This window comes from Micromonospora matsumotoense (assembly GCF_050951065.1).
GTDB lineage: Bacteria > Actinomycetota > Actinomycetes > Mycobacteriales > Micromonosporaceae > Micromonospora > Micromonospora matsumotoensis.
On sequence record NZ_CP192025.1, the window covers coordinates 4,026,385 to 4,044,834 of the forward strand.

At 73.5% G+C, this 18,450-nt stretch carries 19 protein-coding genes; 15 read left to right on the forward strand and 4 right to left on the reverse strand.

Translation table 11 applies throughout. The features are described from left to right. Window positions 1–4 precede the first annotated feature (4 nt). The 5 genes from ACQP1S_RS17755 (at window position 5) to ACQP1S_RS17775 (ending at window position 2,989) form a co-directional block, all read left to right on the forward strand. Window positions 5–727, forward strand: coding sequence for a peptidoglycan recognition protein family protein (locus ACQP1S_RS17755; protein ID WP_432896588.1), 723 nt, complete (start codon window positions 5–7; stop codon window positions 725–727). 36 nt (window positions 728–763) lie between these two features. Further along, window positions 764–1,135 (forward strand): ArsR/SmtB family transcription factor, encoded by a 372-nt coding sequence (locus tag ACQP1S_RS17760; protein WP_091242777.1) that lies wholly within the window; start codon window positions 764–766, stop codon window positions 1,133–1,135. After that, window positions 1,132–1,773, forward strand: coding sequence for an SRPBCC family protein (locus ACQP1S_RS17765; RefSeq protein ID WP_432896591.1), 642 nt, complete (start codon window positions 1,132–1,134; stop codon window positions 1,771–1,773). Before ACQP1S_RS17760 ends, ACQP1S_RS17765 begins: the two co-directional genes overlap by 4 nt. A gap of 80 nt (window positions 1,774–1,853) precedes the next feature. Next, window positions 1,854–2,468: an NADAR family protein gene (locus ACQP1S_RS17770; RefSeq protein WP_432896594.1), complete on the forward strand. Its 615-nt coding sequence runs from the start codon at window positions 1,854–1,856 to the stop codon at window positions 2,466–2,468. Between the two features lie 11 nt (window positions 2,469–2,479). Continuing rightward, complete coding sequence (locus ACQP1S_RS17775; protein WP_091242791.1) at window positions 2,480–2,989, forward strand: NUDIX domain-containing protein; 510 nt, start codon at window positions 2,480–2,482, stop codon at window positions 2,987–2,989. 108 nt (window positions 2,990–3,097) lie between these two features. Here the strand turns inward: ACQP1S_RS17775 and ACQP1S_RS17780 are convergent, their stop codons facing one another. Continuing rightward, on the reverse strand, window positions 3,098–4,258 hold the full coding sequence (locus ACQP1S_RS17780; protein ID WP_432896598.1) for an LLM class flavin-dependent oxidoreductase: 1,161 nt from the start codon (window positions 4,256–4,258) through the stop codon (window positions 3,098–3,100). A gap of 129 nt (window positions 4,259–4,387) precedes the next feature. Between ACQP1S_RS17780 and ACQP1S_RS17785 the strand changes: the two genes are divergently transcribed. The 6 genes from ACQP1S_RS17785 to ACQP1S_RS17810 are packed head-to-tail and all read left to right on the forward strand — an operon-like array spanning window position 4,388 to window position 9,137. Further along, window positions 4,388–5,356 (forward strand): aliphatic sulfonate ABC transporter substrate-binding protein, encoded by a 969-nt coding sequence (locus ACQP1S_RS17785; protein WP_091242798.1) that lies wholly within the window; start codon window positions 4,388–4,390, stop codon window positions 5,354–5,356. Then, on the forward strand, window positions 5,353–6,186 hold the full coding sequence (locus tag ACQP1S_RS17790; RefSeq protein ID WP_091242801.1) for an ABC transporter permease: 834 nt from the start codon (window positions 5,353–5,355) through the stop codon (window positions 6,184–6,186). The genes ACQP1S_RS17785 and ACQP1S_RS17790 overlap by 4 nt, the downstream gene beginning before the upstream one ends. Next, window positions 6,159–6,911 (forward strand): ABC transporter ATP-binding protein, encoded by a 753-nt coding sequence (locus tag ACQP1S_RS17795; protein WP_091242805.1) that lies wholly within the window; start codon window positions 6,159–6,161, stop codon window positions 6,909–6,911. Before ACQP1S_RS17790 ends, ACQP1S_RS17795 begins: the two co-directional genes overlap by 28 nt. A 15-nt stretch (window positions 6,912–6,926) precedes the next feature. Beyond that, a complete protein-coding gene (locus ACQP1S_RS17800; RefSeq protein WP_432896603.1) occupies window positions 6,927–8,345 on the forward strand; it encodes a selenium-binding family protein in 1,419 nt (472 codons plus the stop codon). Continuing rightward, window positions 8,342–8,977, forward strand: a complete 636-nt coding sequence (locus ACQP1S_RS17805) for a hypothetical protein (protein WP_432896606.1) — start codon at window positions 8,342–8,344, stop codon at window positions 8,975–8,977. The genes ACQP1S_RS17800 and ACQP1S_RS17805 overlap by 4 nt, the downstream gene beginning before the upstream one ends. Window positions 8,978–9,002: 25 nt before the next feature. Next, window positions 9,003–9,137: a hypothetical protein gene (locus ACQP1S_RS17810; protein ID WP_432896609.1), complete on the forward strand. Its 135-nt coding sequence runs from the start codon at window positions 9,003–9,005 to the stop codon at window positions 9,135–9,137. A gap of 69 nt (window positions 9,138–9,206) precedes the next feature. Here the strand turns inward: ACQP1S_RS17810 and ACQP1S_RS17815 are convergent, their stop codons facing one another. Together ACQP1S_RS17815 and ACQP1S_RS17820 are read right to left on the reverse strand one after the other, a co-directional pair. After that, window positions 9,207–10,577 carry an endo-1,4-beta-xylanase gene (locus tag ACQP1S_RS17815; protein WP_432896612.1) on the reverse strand — a complete coding sequence of 457 codons (1,371 nt, stop codon included), beginning with the start codon at window positions 10,575–10,577 and terminating at the stop codon, window positions 9,207–9,209. Between the two features lie 238 nt (window positions 10,578–10,815). Next, window positions 10,816–12,756, reverse strand: a complete 1,941-nt coding sequence (locus tag ACQP1S_RS17820; protein WP_432896615.1) for an ABC transporter ATP-binding protein — start codon at window positions 12,754–12,756, stop codon at window positions 10,816–10,818. A gap of 238 nt (window positions 12,757–12,994) precedes the next feature. On the opposite strand from ACQP1S_RS17820, the gene pgi reads away from it, so the two are divergent. The 4 genes from pgi to ACQP1S_RS17840 all read left to right on the forward strand — a co-directional run bounded on the left by pgi (window position 12,995) and on the right by ACQP1S_RS17840 (window position 17,315). Then, window positions 12,995–14,632 carry a glucose-6-phosphate isomerase gene (gene pgi, locus ACQP1S_RS17825; RefSeq protein WP_432896618.1) on the forward strand — a complete coding sequence of 546 codons (1,638 nt, stop codon included), beginning with the start codon at window positions 12,995–12,997 and terminating at the stop codon, window positions 14,630–14,632. A 151-nt stretch (window positions 14,633–14,783) separates the two neighbouring features. Then, the gene (locus ACQP1S_RS17830; protein ID WP_432896621.1) at window positions 14,784–15,485 is read left to right on the forward strand and encodes a FadR/GntR family transcriptional regulator; all 702 of its coding nucleotides are present in this window, start codon (window positions 14,784–14,786) and stop codon (window positions 15,483–15,485) included. 187 nt (window positions 15,486–15,672) lie between these two features. Further along, complete coding sequence (locus ACQP1S_RS17835) at window positions 15,673–16,500, forward strand: sterol desaturase family protein (RefSeq protein WP_432896624.1); 828 nt, start codon at window positions 15,673–15,675, stop codon at window positions 16,498–16,500. Window positions 16,501–16,691: 191 nt separating this feature from the next. Further along, entirely contained in the window at window positions 16,692–17,315 is a 624-nt protein-coding gene (locus ACQP1S_RS17840) for a lysoplasmalogenase (RefSeq protein WP_432896627.1), read from the forward strand. Here the strand turns inward: ACQP1S_RS17840 and ACQP1S_RS17845 are convergent. Then, the gene (locus ACQP1S_RS17845) at window positions 17,308–18,147 is read right to left on the reverse strand and encodes an ATP-grasp domain-containing protein (protein ID WP_432896630.1); all 840 of its coding nucleotides are present in this window, start codon (window positions 18,145–18,147) and stop codon (window positions 17,308–17,310) included. The genes ACQP1S_RS17840 and ACQP1S_RS17845 overlap by 8 nt on opposite strands. Between the last annotated feature and the right edge of the window lie 303 nt (window positions 18,148–18,450).

Here is an 18,450-nt window from a genome sequence, read left to right on the forward strand (position 1 = left end):
CGCCATGAACGTTCCCGTGTCCCGGCGCAGCGTGCTGCGCGGCGCGGTCCTGCTCGGCACCGCCGGGGCGATCGCGCCGGCCCTGCTCGACGGGCCGGCCGCCCGCGCCGCCACCACCGGCCGAGCCGCCACCACCGGCCGAGCCTCCGTCACCAGCCAAGCCTTCGCCGCCGGCCGGGTCGACCAGCCGGTGATCGCCAACTGCGCCACCTGGGGGGCCCGGCCGCCGTCGTCGCCGGTGAGCGTGGTCGGCAGCCGACCCAACAAGATCATCGTGCACCACACGGCGTTTCCGAACTCGACCGACTACAGCCTGGCCCACGCGTACGCCAACTCGCGCGAGATCCAGAACCTGCACATGGACGGCAACGGCTGGCTCGACTCGGGTCAGCACTTCACCAACAGCCGGGGCGGCCACCTCACCGAGGGCCGGCACGGCAGCCTGTACGCGCTGCTGCACGGGCAGACCATGGTGCAGGGCGCGCACTGCGTGGGGCAGAACAGCCAGGCCATCGGCATCGAGAACGACGGGATCTACGTCGACGTGCAGCCACCCCGGGCGCTGTGGGACAGCCTGGTGGTCTTCTGCGCGTTCACCTGCCAGCAGTACGGCATCCCGGCCAGTCAGATCTACGGCCACAAGGACTTCGCCAGCACCCAGTGCCCCGGCCTGCTGCACGACCGGTTGCCCGAACTACGGACGGCCGTCGCCGGCTACCTAGACTGATTGCTTATATAAGTCATGCCTGATACAAAGGGGACCGTGCACGCCTTCGACGTCCTCGGCGACCCGGTGCGCCGACGCATCCTCGAACTGCTCGCGCAGGGTGAGCGGAGCGCCGGCGGGGTCTGCGCGGTCATCCAGGAGGAGTTCGGGATCACCCAGCCCGCCGTCTCGCAGCACCTCAAGGTGCTGCGGGACAACGGCTTCGCCACCGTGCGCCCGCAGGGTGCCCGGCGGCTCTACGCAGTCGATCCCGCCCCGCTGCGGGAGGTCGACCAGTGGCTGGACGGGTTCCGTCGGTTCTGGACACCGGCACTGGACGCCCTGGCCACCGAGCTGGCCCGGGGCCGACGCGAACGGCGGTCGCACACCACGACGGACGACCCGACCGAGCACCGGAGCACATCATGATCGAGACCAGCCACCAGATCAGCGCCGTACGACGCACCGTGGGCAGCCGCACCCTGGAGGCGGGTGAGGCGCGCGTGCTGACCATCAGCCAGACCTACCGGGCGACGCTGGAGGACCTCTGGGACGCCTGCACCACCATCGACCGCATCCCCCGCTGGTTCCTGCCGATCTCCGGTGACCTGCGGCTGCACGGCCGCTACCAGTTCGAGGGCAACGCCGGCGGCGTGGTGGAACGCTGCGACCCGCCGAAGAGCTTCGCCGCCACCTGGGAGATGGGCGACGAGGTCAGCTGGATCGAGGTCCACCTCACCCCGGAGAGCGACGAGCGGACCCGGTTCACCCTGGAACACGTCGCCCACGTCGACGACCAGCGGTGGACCGAGTACGGCCCCGGCGCGGTCGGCGTCGGCTGGGACTCCGGCCTGCTCGGCCTCGCCAGCCACCTGGACGCCGACGGTGGGGGGATCACCCCCGACCAGGCCGCCACCTGGATCGGCTCCGAGGACGGGCGGTTGTTCATGACGCTCAGCGGCGAAGCCTGGGCCGAGGCCGACATCGCCGGGGGCGCCGACCCGCAGGCCGCGCGGGCCGCCGCCGCCCGGACCGTCGCCGCGTACACCGGCGCGCCGCCGGCCTGAGGGTGCGGGTTTGCGCCGGGTCGCCCGGCCCGGTGCAAACCCGCGTGCGTGTTGTCGGAGCCGGCGGTCAGACTGGGCGGATGTCGATGCGCCGCGCCGAAGACGTCCTCGCCCTGCACCACGCCGGGCAGCGGGTGAGATACCTCTGCTTCTGGGGGCACCGGCCCCGGCGGGACGGCACCGTCGGCCAGAGCTGCCTGAGCCAGTGGTGGCCGGCGGCGTTCACCGTGGACGGGCGGCGCTTCGCCACCGCCGAGCACTGGATGATGTGGCGCAAGGCGCTGCTCTTCGACGACACCGGGGCCGGGGAGCGGGTGCTCGCCGCCGCCCATCCGCACCAGGCCAAGGCGATCGGCCGGGAGGTCCGCCGCTTCGACCCGGCGGTGTGGGAGGCCGAGCGGTACCCCATCGTGCTGGCCGGCAGCCTGGCCAAGTTCGGCCAGCACGCCGACCTGCGGGCATACCTGCTCGGCACCGGGGACCGGGTGCTGGTGGAGGCCAGCCCGGTCGACCGGGTGTGGGGGGTGGGGTTGGCCGCCGACGACCCGCGCGCCGAGGACCCGGCCCGCTGGCGGGGGCTCAACCTGCTCGGCTTCGCCCTGATGGAGGCCCGCGACCTGCTGCGTGACGACCGGTCGACGGCGGCGGATCCGGATGGTCGACCTGCCCCCGGCGGGCAGCAGCCGGGGCGGTAACGTGCGGCGGCATGACCGTCCTCCCGTACGCCCACTGCCACTACTGCGGCGCGGCCTATCCGGCGGACGCCGGCTGGCCCCGGCTCTGCGCGACCTGCGGGGAGACGGTCTGGCGCAACCCCACGCCGGTCGCGGTCGCGCTGCTGCCGGTCCGCACCGACGCCGGCCTCGGCGTGGTGGTGGTCCGCCGGGACATCGAGCCGGCCCGCGGCCTGCTCGCCCTGCCCGGCGGTTTCGTCGAGTACGGCGAGGACTGGTCCGAGGCGCTGGTCCGGGAGCTGCGCGAGGAGACCGGCCTGGTCGGCGAGGCGGAGCGGGCGCGGTTGTTCGCGGTGCACGGTTCCCCGCACGGCGGCACCATGATGATCTTCGGAGTACTGCCGGAGCGGGCGACCTCGGGGCTGCCCCCGTCGACGTCCACCGAGGAGGCCACCGAGTGGCTGGTCCTCACCGAGCCGGTCGAGCTGGCCTTCTCCACCCACACCCGGGTGCTGGCCGACTTCTTCGCGGGCCACCGCTGACCCACTGCACCACCCCACCCGCCGAACCAGCCGACGCGGGCCCACCGCCCCGCCGGCCGGCGCTGGCCCAACCCCCGGCCGGCGGGGCGGGTGGGGCGCAGTCGGTGGTCAGACCCGGGCCGGTCGGGGGGCGAACGGGATGCTCGCCGACGCTTCGGTCACCGGGTCGCCCGCCGGATGCCGCCACAACCCCCGGGCACGCAGGATCGGCAGCACCCCCTCACCGAACCAGTACGCCTCCTCCAGGTGCGGGTGGCCGGAGAGGATGAACTCGTCGATGCCGAGCGCGTGGTACTCGTCGATCCGGTCGGCGACCTCGGTGTGGCTGCCCACCAGGGCGGTGCCCGCCCCGCCCCGGACCAGCCCGAAGCCGGCCCAGAGGTTGGGGGCGACCTCCAGCGCGTCACGGCGGCCGCCGTGCAGGGCCAGCATCCGGCGTTGCCCCTCGGACTCGCTGCGCCGCAGCCCCTCCTGGGCGGCCCGGACGTCGGCGGCACCGATGCCGTCGAGCAGCCGGTCGGCCTGCGCCCAGGCCTGTTCGGCGGTGTCCCGGGCGATGACGTGCAGCCGGATGCCGAAGCGCAACTCCCGACCGCCCTCGGCCGCGACGGCGCGGATCCGGTCGAGTTTCTCGGCCACCTGGGCGGGCGGTTCGCCCCAGGTCAGGTAGACGTCGCTGTGCCGGGCGGCGACCGGGCCGGCGGCGGCGGACGAGCCACCGAAGTAGACCGGGGGCACCGGGTCGGGCACCCGGGCCAGCCGGGCGCCCTCGACCCGCAGGTGCGCCCCGGTGTGGTCGACGGTCTCCCCCCGCCAGAGCGCCCGGACGATGTGGAGGAACTCGTCGGTACGGGCGTACCGGGCGCCCTTGTCGAGGAAGTCACCGTAGGAGCGTTGTTCGGCGGCCTCCCCGCCGGTGACCACGTTGAGCAGCAGCCGGCCACCGGAGAGCCGCTGGAAGGTGGCGGCCATCTGGGCGGCGAGGGTGGGTGAGAGCAGGCCGGGACGGAACGCCACCAGGAACTTCAGCCGTTCGGTGACCTCGGACAGCATGGCGGTGGCCAGCCAGGCGTCCTCGCACCACGCCCCGGTCGGGGTGAGCGCGCCGACGAAGCCGAGCTGCTCGGCGGTGCGGGCGATCTGCCCGAGATAGGCGACGGTGGCGGGGCGGGCCCCGCCTGCGGTGCCGACCGCGACGCCGTGACCACCACCGACGATGTCGCGGCTGTCGCCGTAGGTGGGCAGGAACCAGTGGAAGGTCAGCGGCATCGAAGGTCCTCCTGAGGGATGGGACGGGAACCACGACAGGCTACCCATAAAACCTATCGGCTTGGTAGGTTACTGCCCGCCGCCGACCTCCGGCGTCGCGAGCACATCGTCCACTCCCGAGGAGCCGACATGCCCACCCCGCCGAGGGGCGTACGCCGCCTGGCCACCGCCCTGTTCACCGCCCTGTCGCTGGTCGCCGTCGGCGGGGTCGCCGGCTGCGCCGACGACGCCGACGCGGGCGGCGGCACCGGTCCGCTGCGCATCGGTTACCAGCGCTTCGGCGGGCTGAGCCTGGTCAAGGCCCGCAACGCCGCACCGGACGCGCAGTGGTCGCTGTTCGAGAGCGGTCCCGCGCTGACCGAGGCGCTCAAGGCCGGCGCGATCGACATCGGGCAGGTCGGCGAGGCGCCCCCGATCTTCGCCGCCGCCGCGAAGATCCCCTTCTCGGTGGTCGGCACCTCGGCCCCGATCCCCCAGGGTGAGGCGGTGCTGGTCAAGGAGAGCAGCGGCCTGAAGACCTTCGCCGACCTGCGCGGCCGGACGGTGGCGCTGAACAAGGGCAGCAACGTGCACTGGCTGCTGGTCCGGCTGCTGGCCGCGAACAACATGACGCTGAAGGACATCAACGTCAAGTACCTCAAGCCGGCCGAGGGACGGCCCGCGTTCGACAACGGTCAGGTCGACGCCTGGATCATCTGGGACCCGTACTTCGCCCTCGCCGAGCAGCCCGGGGTGAAGGTCCTCGCCGACGCCACCGGCCTGGCCAGCAACCGGGAGTACGTGCTGGCCTCCCCCGAGGTGGTGCGGGACCGCACCGACGACGTCCGCGCGTTCCTCACCACCTACCGCACGGTCACCGACTGGGGGATCGCCAACCCGCAGGAACGCGCCACGGTGCTCGCCCCCGAGCTGAAGATCCCGCTGGACGTCACCACCCGGGCCCTGGCCCGCAGCGCCCGTCCGCTGGCCCCGGTCACCCCCGCCGTCGGCGCCGAGCTCCAGGCCATCGCGGACGGCTTCACCACCCTCGACCTGGTCCCCGGCCCGGTCGACATCTCCGGTCGGGTGGACGACCGGTTCAGCGCGGTGTTCCAGTGAGCAGCACCGTGCTGGCCACCGCGCCGCCGACCGCCGTCGCGGCCACACCGGACGCCGGCCGGCGACGACGTGCCGGCCGGCGCTGGCGGCGGCTGGTCAGCCCGGTCGTGCTCGTCGCCGGCTGGGAGGCCGCCGCCCGCGCCGGACTGCTCCCGCCGGAGAAGCTGCCCGCGCCGAGCCAGGTGCTCAGCACCGGCGTACGGCTGGCCGGCGACGGAACCCTCGGCGTCCACCTGCTCGACTCGCTCACCCGGGCGGGCGTCGGGTTGCTCGTCGGCGGGGTGCTGGCCCTGCTGCTCGGCGTCGCCGCCGGCCTGCTCCGGCTCGGCGACGACCTGGTGGACCCGCCGGTGCAGATGGCCCGGATGCTGCCCCACCTGGGGCTCGTTCCGCTGCTGATCATCTGGGTGGGGATCGGTGAGTCGCTGAAGGTCACCCTGGTCGCGCTCGGGGTGTTCTTCCCGATCTACTTCAACACCTACGCCGGCATCCGGGACATCGACGAGCGGCTCGTCGAGGCGGCCCGTACCTGCGGACTCGGTCCCGCCGCCCGGCTGCGGCACGTGGTGCTGCCCGGGGCACTGCCGTCGCTGTTCCTCGGGCTGCGGCTGGCGATCGGGGCGGCCTGGCTCAGCCTCGTCGTCGGCGAGCAGGTCAACGCCCAGACCGGCATCGGCTTCCTGATGATGGAGGCCCGGGAGTTCAGCCAGACCGACGTGGTGGTGCTCGGCCTGGTCATCTACGCGCTGCTCGGGCTGCTGTCCGACGTCGCCCTGCGGGTGTGGGAGAGGAGGACGCTGACATGGCGACGCGGACTACGGGCAACCTGACCGGCCCGACGGGCGGGACCGGCGACGCGGCGGCGGTGCTCACCGCCCACGGGGTGCGGCGGGCCTTCGACGGCCGGCCGGTGCTCGCCGGGGTCGACCTGTCCATCGCCGCCGGTGAGGTGGTGGCGCTGCTCGGCGGGAGCGGCTCCGGCAAGAGCACCCTGCTGCGGGTCCTCGCCGGCCTGGACGCCGAGGCCACCGGTCGGACCGGGCTGCGCGGCACCGCCGCCGTGGTCTTCCAGGAGCACCGGCTGCTGCCCTGGAAGCGGGTGGGCGACAACGTCGCGCTCGGGTTGACCGGGCCCGACGTACGCGCCCGGGTGGACCGGGCGCTGGCCGAGGTGGGGCTGGCCGATCGACGCCGGGCCTGGCCGGCCGAGCTCTCCGGTGGTCAGGCGCAACGCGTCGCGGTGGCCCGTGCCCTGGTCCGGGGGCCGGACCTGCTGCTGCTCGACGAGCCGTTCGGGGCGCTCGACGCGCTGACCCGGCTGCGGATGCAGTCCCTGCTGCGTCGGCTGCGCGCCGAGCACGGCTTCGCCGCCCTGCTGGTCACCCACGACGTGGAGGAGGCGCTGCTGCTCGCCGACCGGATCCTGCTGCTCGACGGGGGCGTCATCGCCGAGGAGATCCCCGTCGACCTGGACCCCGCCCGCTCCCCCGACCAGCCCGCCTTCGGCGCGTTGCGTCGCCGCCTGCTCGACCGCCTCGGCGTACCCGCCGCCTGACCACCGGAGATTCCGATGACCCGCTGGACACCCGACCCGAGCTTCTATCCCTCCCCCCGCGAGGCGGCCACCGCGCCCGCCGAGAAGCTGGCCTACGTCGCCGCGTTCGACCGCACGGCGCAGCGGCCGGACGCGATCGTCGTGCTCGACACCGATCCGGAATCCGCCGACTACGGCCGGGTGGTCGGCTGGACCGACCTGCCGCACACCGGCGACGAGCTGCACCACTTCGGGTGGAACGCGTGCAGCAGCGCGCTCTGCCCGACCGCCCCGCACCCGCACGTTGAGCGGCGCTACCTGATCGTGCCGGGGCTGCGGTCGTCCCGCATCCACGTGTTCGACACCCGTCCGGACCCGCGCGCCCCGCAACTGGTGAAGGTGATCGGCGCGCAGGAGCTGGCCGAGAAGTCGGGCTACTCCCGCCCGCACACCGTGCACTGCGGCCCGGACGGCATCTACCTGTCGGCGCTCGGCGGCGTCGACGGTGCCGAGGGTCCCGGCGGCATCGCCGTGCTCGACCACACCACGTTCGCCGTCCGGGGTGCCTGGGAGGCCGACCGGGGCCCGCAGTTCCTGGCGTACGACGTGTGGTGGCACCTCACCCAGGACGTGCTGGTCACCAGCGAGTGGGGCACCCCGTCGATGATCGAGGACGGCATCGTCGGTGAGCTGCTGCTGGGGCGGAGATACGGGCACGCGATCCACTTCTGGGACCTCGCGAAGCGCCGGCACGTGCAGCGGGTCGACCTCGGCGACCAGTACCAGATGCCGCTCGAACTGCGCCCCGCGCACGACCCGACCCGGTCGTACGGCTTCGTGGGGGTGGTGATCAGCGTCGAGGACCTGTCGGCGTCGGTCTGGTTGTGGCACCGCGACGGCGCGGGCGCGGACGCCCCGTGGGCGGTGACCCGGGTGATCGACATCCCGGCGGAACCCGCCGATCCGGCCGACCTGCCGGACCTGCTCAAGCCGTTCGGCGCGGTGCCACCGCTGGTCACCGACATCGACCTGTCGGTGGACGACCGGTTCCTCTACGTCTCCTGCTGGGGCACCGGGGAGCTGCGCCAGTACGACGTCAGCGACCCGTTCCACCCGGTGCTGGTCGGCTCGGTGCGGCTCGGGGGCATCGTGGCCCGCACCGCCCATCCGGCCGCGCCGGACGAGCCGCTCGCCGGCGGCCCGCAGATGGTGGAGATCAGTCGGGACGGTCGGCGGGTCTATGTCAGCAACTCGCTCTACGGCTCCTGGGACGACCAGTTCTATCCCGACGGGGTGGGCGCCTGGCTGGCCAAGCTGGACGTCGACCCGGAGCGCGGCGGCCTCACCCCGGACGAGCGGTTCTTCCCGCACGGCGAGGAGTTCCGGGGGCTGCGGGTGCACCAGACCCGGTTGCAGGGTGGCGACGCCAGCTCCGACTCGTACTGCTTCCCGTGACCGGGCGGACCCTGCTGGCGTTGGCGGCGCTCGGCGCGTTCCACGGGTTGAACCCGGCGATGGGGTGGCTCTTCGCGGTCGCCCGGGGGTTGCAGCAGCGCCGCCGGACGGCGCTGCTGGCCGCGCTGCCCCCGATCGCGGCGGGTCACCTGGCCTCGGTGGCGGTGGTCGCCGCGCTGGTCACCGCCACCCGCTCGGTCACCGCCAGCACCGCGCTGACGGTGACCGGCGGGGCGGTGCTCGTCGGCTTCGGGCTGTGGCGGCTGCTGTCGCAGCGGCACTTCCGGTGGGCCGGGATGCGGCTGTCGGCGGCGCAGGTGGCCGGCTGGTCGTTCCTGATGTCGTCGGCGCACGGCGCCGGGTTGATGCTGCTGCCGGTGCTGCTGGCCGATCCACCGCCGGCCGGCGGGCACGCCGGACACCTGGCGGCGGCGTCGGCCGGCGCGCTGTCCGGACTGGTCGCGGCCGGCGTGCACACCCTTGCCATGCTGGGCGTCGCGCTGACCGTCGCGCTGGTGGTGTACGAGGTGCTGGGGGTCGGGGTGCTGCGTCGGGTCTGGTTCAACGTGGACCGGCTCTGGGCCGGGGTGCTGGTCGCGGCCGGGGTGGTGACGTTGGCCGCCGCGATCTGACCGGACGCCCCACCGCCGTCGACCGGTGGCCCACCCGGCCTTCGTCGCCGCGAACGACGCCGAGGTGGTGACGAACTGGGCCGTGGCAAGCGTGGTGGCGGTGGCGACCCGGTGCCACCGCTGCGCCGGGGAGGTCCGGTGCCCGGTGCTGACGTCCTGACCAGCCCGGCGCGACGGCGGTTGCCGTCGCGCCGGGGTGCGGCCCGGGATCGACCCGGTGCGGGTGGGGTCAGGCGCGGGCGCAGGTCGCCGTGCCGGTGGGACCGTTGCCGGTGCCCTGGAAACCGAACTCGGTGCTGGCCCCCGCACCGACGCCGCCGTTGTAGCTGACGTTGCGGAAGCTGACGGCACCGGAGGTGCCGGTGTTCTGCGCGCTCCAGGCGTCGGTGACGGTGGCCCCCGACGGCAGGCTCAGGCTGACCACCCAACCGTTGAGCCCCGCCGCACCGGCGATGACCTTCACGGTGGCCACGAAGCCGCCGGGCCAGGAGTTGAGCGACACCGACGCGGTGCAGTCACCGTCAGCGGGCGGCGGGGTCGACGGAACGGTGGTACCGCCCGCGTTGAGTGCGTTCAGCGTGGAGGTGTACGCGGCCTTCTTGTTGCCGTTGCCGTCGAAGAGCAGCGGGGTGGCGCTGGCCCGCCACGAGTCGGTGTCCCGGATGCCGGAGACGGTGATGCCGGTGCAGCGGGAGATCGCCAGGCAGGCCCTGACCACGCGGGAGTAGCTGTCGGCCTGGGAGCTGCCGGAGCCCTCGATGTCCAGCTCGGTGATCTGCACCTCGACGCCGAGGTCGACGAAACGCTGGAGGTTGGCCTGGTGGTCCGACGGCACCGGCGACTGACCGGTGAAGTGCGACTGGAAGCCGACGCAGTCGATCGGCACGCCCCGGGCCTTGAAGTCCTGGACCATGGCGTACACGCCGTTGCTCTTCGCGTTCTGCCCGTCGGTGTAGTAGTCGCTGTAGCAGAGCTTCGCGCCCGGATCGGCGGCCCGGGCGGCCCGGAACGCCGCCTCGATCCAGTCGTCACCGGTGCGCTGCAGGTTGGAGTCACGCCGCCCGCCGCCACCACCGTCGGCGAACGCCTCGTTCACCACGTCCCACGCGTAGATCTTGCCCCGGAAGTGGGTGGCGACCTGGGTGACGTGGTTGATCATCGCGCTGCGCAGGGCACTGCCGGACAGGACCGACGTCCAGCGCGGTTGCTGCTGGTGCCAGGCCAGCGCGTGACCGCGGACCCGCATCCCGTTGGCCTGGGCGTGGCTGACCAGCCGGTCGCCGCCGGTGTAGGTGAACTGGTTCGGGTTGGGCTCGGTGGCGTCCCACTTCATCTCGTTCTCGGCGGTCACCATGGTGAACTCACGGTTCAGGATGCCGACGTAGACGGAGTCGGAGAGCTTGTTCACCGCCACCGCGGCGCCGAAGTAGCGGCCCGTCTCGGCGGCGGTGACGCCGAGGGTGGTGCCGGCGCTGGCACTGGAGGCGAGGGCGAGGGTGGTGCCGACGGCGACCACGCCGATGGCGATCGAGGCCAGTGCGGCACGCAGCCGCGGTGGTGTCGTCCGACGCCCGCTGCTGCGGGCGGACACATGGTTCATGGCAGTGGCCTTTCAAGACGGTGAGGGGTGCACCGTCCCGACCTTTCGCCCGAGTGCGGTGGCCGGCCTGGGGAGGCGGGGTGGTCGCCCGGAGGCCACGCCCGCCTGTGCCGTCGCTCAGCCGCCACCGCCGAGGTCGAGAGGTTACCCGGTTGACGCTATCGAAACACCTCCGAAAGTTCAACGAACGTCGATGCCGGAGCCGCCACCACTCGGCCCGGTGACGCCGGAGCCGCCGCTACTCGGAGGCGGCGAGGTAGCCGCTCGCCTGCAACTCGAACAGCTCCCGGTAGGGTCCGTCGGCGGCCATCAACGCGTCGTGGTTGCCCTGCTGCACCAGGCGACCGTGGTCCATCACGAAGATCTGGTCGGCGTGCCGGACGTTGGCCAACCGGTGGGTGATCAGCACGACCGTCCGGTCGGGCCGTCGACGCAGGTGCTGGAAGAGCGCGTGCTCGGCGCGGGCGTCGAGGGCCGCCGACGGCTCGTCGCAGATCAGCAACCGGGCGTCGCGGTAGAGGCCCCGGGCGGCCACCAGCCGCTGCCACTGCCCACCGGAGAGGTCGTGGCCGTTCTTGAACTCCCGGGCCAGCAGGGTGTCGTAGCCGAACGGCAGACCGGCGATCATGTCGTGCGCGGCGGCCGACCGGGCGGCGTCCTCGACGGTCGGACCGGCCGCGTCCGGGGACCGGTCGTGCCGGCCGATGCGGATGTTCTGCGCGGCGGTGAAGGGGAACTTCCACCACTCCTGGGTCATCACCGCCACCTGGGCGGCGGTCGCCGCCGGGTCCAGCTCCGCGACGTCCACCCCGTCCCACCGGATCACCCCGCCGGTGGGCCGGTAGAGACCGGCGATCAGCTTGGCCAGGGTGGTCTTGCCGGAGCCGTTCTCGCCGACCAGGGCGATCACCTCACCCCGCCGGACGGTCAGGCTGACCTCGTCCACCGCCGGGGCGTCGGTGTCCGGATAGCGGAGGCTGACCCGGTCCAGCTCGATACACTCGAAGCCGGCGGCGGGCCGCCCCTGCCCGGCGGCGGTGCGGCTGTCGGCCCGGTCAAGGAAGTCCCGGTAGTCCTGGTAGTAGAGGGCGTCCTCGTAGAGGTTGTTGGTGGCATAGACGGCGAGCGCGAGGCTGCTGCGCGCCGACTGGAGCGCGAGCAGGGCGGTCGCCGCCGCGGCCAACGCGACCACGCCGGTGAGCAGCAGGCCGCCGAGCACGGCGTAGATCGCGAAGGCGGCGATCCCGCCGACGGACATCCCGACGGCCCGGGTCCGGCTCTGCGCCCGGGCCAGCCGCAGCAGCGCGGCGGTCTCGACGGTCATCATCCGCCGGAACTCGGTGAGCAGGAAGTCCCGCATCTGGTAGGCCCGGACCTCGGCGGCGGTGTGCCGGTTGGCCATCAGGTGGGCCAGCATCCACATCCGGCGACGACGGTTGATCCGGGCCAGCATGTCGAGGTACTGCCGGCGGGCCATCCTGACCGCGGTGACCGCCTCGGGCACCGCGGCGAGCAGCAGGCACGGCAGCAGCACCGGTTGGATCACGGTCACCGCGGCGGCGGTGGCCAGCACCCCCACCACCCCCGTGATCAGGTTGACGGTGTGGTCCACGATCGACGCCGCCTCGGCCATCCCCCGGTCGCGGACCCGGTCCATCTCCTCGGCGAAGCCGGCGTCGTCGAAGGCGGCCAGTTCGACCGCCGTGGTGGTCTCGAACAGCCGCAGCTCCACCGCGTAGTTGATCTGCGGAATCAGCCGGGCCTGCGCCCAGCCGGCGGTGACGGTCAGCGTGCCCTTCACGGTCACCGCCGCCGCGGCCAGCACCAGCGCGGGCAGCGCGGCGCGGACCCGGTCCGGCGTCGGGCCGGCGGCGAACAGCTCGCGCAGCACGCCGGTGGTGGCGAGCAGGCCGAGCGTGGTCATCACCCCGGCGGCGAGGTTGAGGCCGATCGCGACCAGGGTGTCGCGCCGGTTGGTCGCCCAGGCCAACGCGATGGCCTCGCGCACCAGCCGGGGCAGCCGACGGGCCACCGCACGGAAGCTGGTGTGCGCGAACTCGGTGGCGTGGTGCATCCAGCCGCCGTCCGCCAGCTCCGGCAGGTCCAGCCCGGCATCGGCGGCGGACTCGTCGGGCTCGTCCGCGCCGGCCGGACGGCGGGGGCCGATCACCGTCGCCATGGTTCCTCCCGGGCCGAAGGGGGGCGGGGCAGGGCGAGCCTACTGTCAGCGACGACGAGCTGTCTCGCCGTGGCGGCGTGTCGTACACCTGTCGCATTGGCGTGTCGTCGGGCACGCCGGGCCGCCGGCTGCGCCGGGTCGCGTCGCGTGGCCGCGTCCCGGGTGGCAGGCTGGGACGCGAACCGTCGGCGCACCATGCGGGACGCCGACGACCGTCGTGAAGGAGAAGATCGACCCGATGGCTGCGAGTGTGACCACCACCGACGAATGGCAGGCGCTGCGCAAGCACGCCGAGACGATGCGCGGCACCCACCTGCGGGAGCTGTTCGCGGCCGACCGGCAACGGGGTGAGCGGCTCACCGGCGAGGTCGCCGACCTGCACGTCGACTACAGCAAGAACCTCGTCACCGACGAGACGATCGGGCTGCTCACCGCGCTGGCCGGGCGGGTCCGGCTGACCGACCGGATCGCCGCCATGTTCGCCGGGGAGCACATCAACTCCACCGAGGACCGGGCGGTGCTGCACACCGCGCTGCGGCTGCCGCGCGACGCCGCGCTGACCGTGGACGGTCAGGACGTGGTGACCGACGTGCACCGGGTGCTGGACCGGATGGCCGCGTTCAGCGAGCGGGTCCGCTCCGGGCAGTGGCGCGGGCACACCGGCGAGCGGATCAGCACGGTGGTCAACATCGGCATCGGCGGCTCCGACCTCGGCCCGGTAATGGCCTACGAGGCGCTCAAGGCGTACCGGGACGCGGGGATCAACTGCCGGTTCGTCTCCAACATCGATCCGACCGACATCCACGACAAGACCCACGACCTCGACCCGGCGACCACCCTGTTCGTGGTGGTGTCGAAGACCTTCTCCACCCAGGAGACGCTGGCCAACGCCGAGCAGGCCAAGACCTGGCTGTTGTCGGGCCTGGACGCCGACGACGACGCGGCGATCGCGAAGCACTTCGTGGCGGTGAGCACCAACGCGGGCCGGGTTGCCGACTTCGGCATCGACCCGGCGAACATGTTCGGCTTCTGGGACTGGGTGGGTGGCCGGTACTCGCTGCCGTCGGCGGTCGGGCTGTCGGTGATGCTGTCGGTCGGGCCGGACCGGTTCCGCGAGCTGCTGGCCGGCTACCACGCCGTCGACGAGCACTTCCGCACCGCGCCGGTGGAGCGGAACCTGCCGGCGCTGCTGGGGCTGCTCAACGTCTGGTACGTCGACTTCCTCGGCGCGCAGACCCACGCCGTGCTGCCCTACTCGCAGTACCTGCACCGGTTCCCGGCGTACCTGCAACAGCTCACCATGGAGAGCAACGGCAAGTCGGTGACCCTGGACGGCACGCCGGTGGACCACCCGACCGGGGAGATCTTCTGGGGCGAGCCGGGCACCAACGGCCAGCACGCCTTCTATCAGCTGATCCACCAGGGCACCCTGCTGATCCCGGCGGACTTCATCGCGTTCAGCCAGCCCAATCACGACCTGGGCGAGATGCACGACCTGTTCATGTCGAACTTCTTCGCGCAGACCGCCGCGCTGGCCTTCGGCCGGACCAAGGAGCAGGTCGAGGCGGAGGGCACGCCCGCCGACGTGGTGCCGCACCGGGTGATGCCGGGCAACCACCCGACCACCTCGATCATCGCGCCGAAGCTCACCCCGTCGACGCTGGGCCAGCTCATCGCGCTCTACGAGCACATCGTGTTCACCTGCGGCGCGGTCTGGGACATCAACCCGTTCGACCAGTGGGGGGTGGAGCTGGGCAAGGTGATGGCCAACCAGCTCGCGCCGAAGCTGGCCGGCGACGCGCCGGACCTGTCCGACGTCGACTCCTCCACGGCGGCGCTGATCCGCCGCTACCGCCGGGAGCGCGGCCGGGCCTGAGGTCCGCACGGCCGTTCCCGGGCACCCCGGCAACGGCCACCGTGAGGTCCATCGGGACGGCGGCCGGGTCACCCGACCCGGCCGCCGTTTCTTTCGGTACGACTGGTCCAACCAGTTGACGGGTTGATGGGTACGCCGGCACACTGCTGCCGTGGCCTTCGTCCCCGTGCCCCGCAGCTCCGTCTCCGACCACGTCTTCGCCCAGCTCCGCGACGCCATCGTCAGCGGGCGGCACCGGCCGGGCGACCCGCTGCCCGGTGAACGCGAGCTGGCCGCCGCCTTCGCCGTCAACCGGCACGCCGTACGCGAGGCGCTGCGCCGGCTCCAACAACTCGGACTGCTGCGGGTCAGCCAGGGCGGCGTCACCCGGGTGCTGGACTGGCGGGTGCACGCCGGCCTCGACCTGGCCCTGTCCCTCGTCCAGTCCGGCGACGTGCTGCCGGTGGAGCACCTGGTCCGGGACATGCTGGAGATGCGCGCCTGCGTCGGGGTCGACGCGGCCCGGCGCTGCGCCTTCCGGGCCGGCGGGGCGGTAGGGCGGGTCGTCGTCGACACCGTGGAGCGGTTCGCCGCGCTCGCGCCCGACCTGACCGCCATGGCCGAGGCCAACATCGCGCTGTGGCGGCACATCGTCACCGGCAGCGGCAACACCGCCTACCTGCTCTCCTTCAACAGCCTGGTGGCCGGGGCGCTGGCCGTCGGCGAGGTGCCGCCGCAGCGACGCGCGACCGAGTTGCTGGACGTGGCCGGGCACCGCCGGCTGGCCGCCGCGATCGCCGACGGCCGGGGCGACGACGCCGCCGCCGAGGCACACACCCTGCTCACCGCCTCCCTCACCGCCCCCGCCGGCTGACCGCCACCCGGTTCACCGGCCGACCGCCAGCCACTCCACCGGGCTGACCGCCGGCCCGACCGGCCGATCGTCGTCCACCCCGCCAACTGACCGCCATCCGGCCCGCCGACCCCGCTCACCCCACCCCACCGACCCCGTCCCGGGCGTCCGCCCCCGCCGCCCGCCTCCCGGAAGGCACGCCTCGCGCATGATCCCCGCCGTGCTCTACGCCGTACCGGCTTTTCTGCTGCTCATCGCCGTCGAGGCGTGGTCGTACCGGTTCGCTCCGGACGACGACGAACGCGGCTACGAGCGGCGGGACACCACCACCAGCCTCACCATGGGCGCCGGCAGCCAACTGGTCGGCTTCCCGTGGAAACTGCTCACCATCGGTCTCTACGTCGCGCTGTGGAGTGTCGCGCCGGTGCAGCTCTCCCCCACCAGCGTCGGGACCTGGGTGCTGCTGTTCTTCGCCGACGACCTGGCCTACTACTGGTTCCACCGCACCCACCACGAGGTACGCCTGTTCTGGGCCAGCCACGTGGTGCACCACTCCAGCACGCACTTCAACCTGTCCACCGCGCTGCGGCAGAGCTGGACGCCGATGACCTCGCTGCCGTTCTGGCTGCCGCTGGCGCTGCTCGGCATCCCGCCCTGGATGATCTTCCTCCAGCAGTCGGTCAGCCTGCTCTACCAGTTCTTCCTGCACACCGAGCGGATCGACCGGCTGCCCCGACCGGTCGAGTGGGTCTTCAACACCCCGTCGCACCACCGGGTGCACCACGGCGCGAACCGCGAGTACCTGGACCGCAACTACGGCGGCATCCTGATCGTCTGGGACCGGCTCTTCGGCAGCTTCGCCCCGGAACACACCCCCGTCCGGTACGGGCTGACGACGAACATCGGCACCTACAACCCGCTGCGGGTGGCCACCCACGAGTATGCCGCGATCTGGGCCGACGTCCGGCGGGCCGGCTCGTGGCGGCACCGGCTCGGTCACGTCCTCGGCCGGCCCGGCTGGCAGCCCGCCCGATGAGCCGCTCCCGACCCGACCGCCCACCCGGCCGCCCCGGGCCGTACCAGCCCGGGGGCGGGTGGTCGCCGGCGGGAGTGCCGGCGCCGCCACCACCGACCGGGGTGCCACAGCCGACCGGGGCGAACCAGCCGGCCCGGACGCCACAGCCGGCCCGGACGCCAGAGCCCGCCCGGACGCCACGGTCCGTCGGGGTGGCGGGACGGTGGTGGCTCGGGTTGTTCGGGCTGGTCGCCGCCGTGGAGCTGAGCGGGGTCGCGTTCGACTCGACAGCCATGCAGTGGGCGGCCAAGCCGCTGCTCGCCCCGCTGCTGCTCGGCTGGCTGCTCGCCGTACGCCGACGGTGGGACCCGGTGGCGACCGGGCTGGTCTGTGCGACGGCGGGTGACGTGGCGCTGCTGGTGCCCGGCACCACCGCGTTCCTGATCGGGATGGGGTGTTTCCTCGGCACCCAGGCGGCGTTCCTGGTGGCGTTCCTGCGCCACCGCCGGCGGCCGCCGGCGGTGGCGGTCGCCGGGTATCTGGCCCTGTGGGCGGTGGGGAACGCGCTGCTCTGGGGCCGGCTGGGCGACCTGCGGCTGCCGGTGCTCGGCTACAGCCTGGCGCTGAGCCTGATGGCCGCCGCCGGCTGGGGGGTGTCCCGGCGGGTGGCCGCCGGAGGCGCGCTGTTCCTCCTGTCCGACCTGCTGATCGGGGTGGGCGCGACCGGTGCCGAGCTGCCCGGTCACGGGCTGTGGGTGATGACCACCTACCTGGCCGCGCTGCTGCTGATCACCACCGGCTGGGCCGACCGCCCACCGCCGACCGCCGTCAGGTGAGGGCGGCGATCAGGGCTTCCGGTGCCATGGTGGACGGGCGGTCGCTGACCTGGCCGTCGCCGATCTCCACCAGCCGCCACCGACCGTCGGCATGCCGTGCCAGGTCGGCGGTGACGAACGGCAGACCGAGCGCGGCCAGCACGGGGGTCAGCGGCGCGGTGTCCACCGGGGCGTCGGGAAACTCCCCGGGGGTGTCCGGGTGCGGGCCGGTGAGCACGCACCGGCCGGCGACCCACCAGGTGCGCACCTCGACACCGGACAGCGGCTCGAAGCGGCGCAGCACGAAACCACCGGTGAAGTCGTCGTCGCGCAGTTCGCGCAGCCGGGTCGCGATCCGCCAGGCGGCCTCCGCGTCGGCCAGCTCGGGGACGAAGCACGCCTCGTGCCAGTGGTGCTTGGCGGACTTGGTCCAGTCGCGCAGCACGGCCGGGCCGGCACCCAGCCCGGTGCGCACCCGGTCGAAGTCGGTCCGGTCGACGCCGACCGTCCAGCGGGACTCGGGGGTGAGCGCCGCCGCCGTGGCGTACCAACCGGGCAGCTCGTGGGCGCGACGGTACTGGTCGGGGTCGGTCCGCAGGGTCACCTGCCGGGCGCCCAGCGCCGCGGCGAACGCCGCGTAGCCGGCGGCGGCCAGCATCCAGCCCCGGTAGACCGCGTCGTCGGCGGCCGGCACGGCGGCGACCGCCCGCCCCGGGTCGCGGCCCGCCGCGAGCGCGTCGTGGTCGACCACCGCCACCTGGTGGCCGGCCTCGCGGGCGGCCTGCGCCTCCGGCGCGAAGTGCGGGTCCGGTCGACGGGGGCGCATCGGGTCGGCGGGGACGATCAACAGCATGCCCGCATCCTCCCCCAGCCGCGCCACCCCCGGACCGCACGCCCCGGGCGGTGCAGTCCGGGGGTCGGGGTGGAGTCGATGCCGGTGGTGGCGGAGCCGGCGGCGCGTCGGTCGTGGCCGGTGCCGCGCACAGGGCCGGGTCACGGCCGGTGCCGGTCGGTCACCGCCGGTGGGACGGATGGCGGTCAGCCGACACCGCACGGCGAAGCCGTCCTCGGTGCCCGGGCCAAAGCCGGCGTGCCGGGACTGGCCCTGCCGACGGGTCGTCGCCCGCTCGCACCCGATCACGGGACGGAGCGGGGC

What these genes read in the sequence shown, in the direction of transcription:
- ACQP1S_RS17755 (WP_432896588.1), top strand. Translation starts at nt 5, where the DNA reads ATGAACGTTCCCGTGTCCCGGCGCAGCGTGCTGCGCGGCGCGGTCCTG.
- ACQP1S_RS17765 (WP_432896591.1), top strand. Translation starts at nt 1,132, where the DNA reads ATGATCGAGACCAGCCACCAGATCAGCGCCGTACGACGCACCGTGGGC.
- ACQP1S_RS17770 (WP_432896594.1), top strand. Translation starts at nt 1,854, where the DNA reads ATGTCGATGCGCCGCGCCGAAGACGTCCTCGCCCTGCACCACGCCGGG.
- ACQP1S_RS17775 (WP_091242791.1), top strand. Translation starts at nt 2,480, where the DNA reads ATGACCGTCCTCCCGTACGCCCACTGCCACTACTGCGGCGCGGCCTAT.
- ACQP1S_RS17780 (WP_432896598.1), bottom strand. Translation starts at nt 4,258, where the DNA reads ATGCCGCTGACCTTCCACTGGTTCCTGCCCACCTACGGCGACAGCCGC.
- ACQP1S_RS17785 (WP_091242798.1), top strand. Translation starts at nt 4,388, where the DNA reads ATGCCCACCCCGCCGAGGGGCGTACGCCGCCTGGCCACCGCCCTGTTC.
- ACQP1S_RS17795 (WP_091242805.1), top strand. Translation starts at nt 6,159, where the DNA reads ATGGCGACGCGGACTACGGGCAACCTGACCGGCCCGACGGGCGGGACC.
- ACQP1S_RS17800 (WP_432896603.1), top strand. Translation starts at nt 6,927, where the DNA reads ATGACCCGCTGGACACCCGACCCGAGCTTCTATCCCTCCCCCCGCGAG.
- ACQP1S_RS17815 (WP_432896612.1), bottom strand. Translation starts at nt 10,577, where the DNA reads ATGAACCATGTGTCCGCCCGCAGCAGCGGGCGTCGGACGACACCACCG.
- ACQP1S_RS17820 (WP_432896615.1), bottom strand. Translation starts at nt 12,756, where the DNA reads ATGGCGACGGTGATCGGCCCCCGCCGTCCGGCCGGCGCGGACGAGCCC.
- pgi (WP_432896618.1), top strand. Translation starts at nt 12,995, where the DNA reads ATGGCTGCGAGTGTGACCACCACCGACGAATGGCAGGCGCTGCGCAAG.
- ACQP1S_RS17835 (WP_432896624.1), top strand. Translation starts at nt 15,673, where the DNA reads ATGATCCCCGCCGTGCTCTACGCCGTACCGGCTTTTCTGCTGCTCATC.
- ACQP1S_RS17845 (WP_432896630.1), bottom strand. Translation starts at nt 18,147, where the DNA reads ATGCTGTTGATCGTCCCCGCCGACCCGATGCGCCCCCGTCGACCGGAC.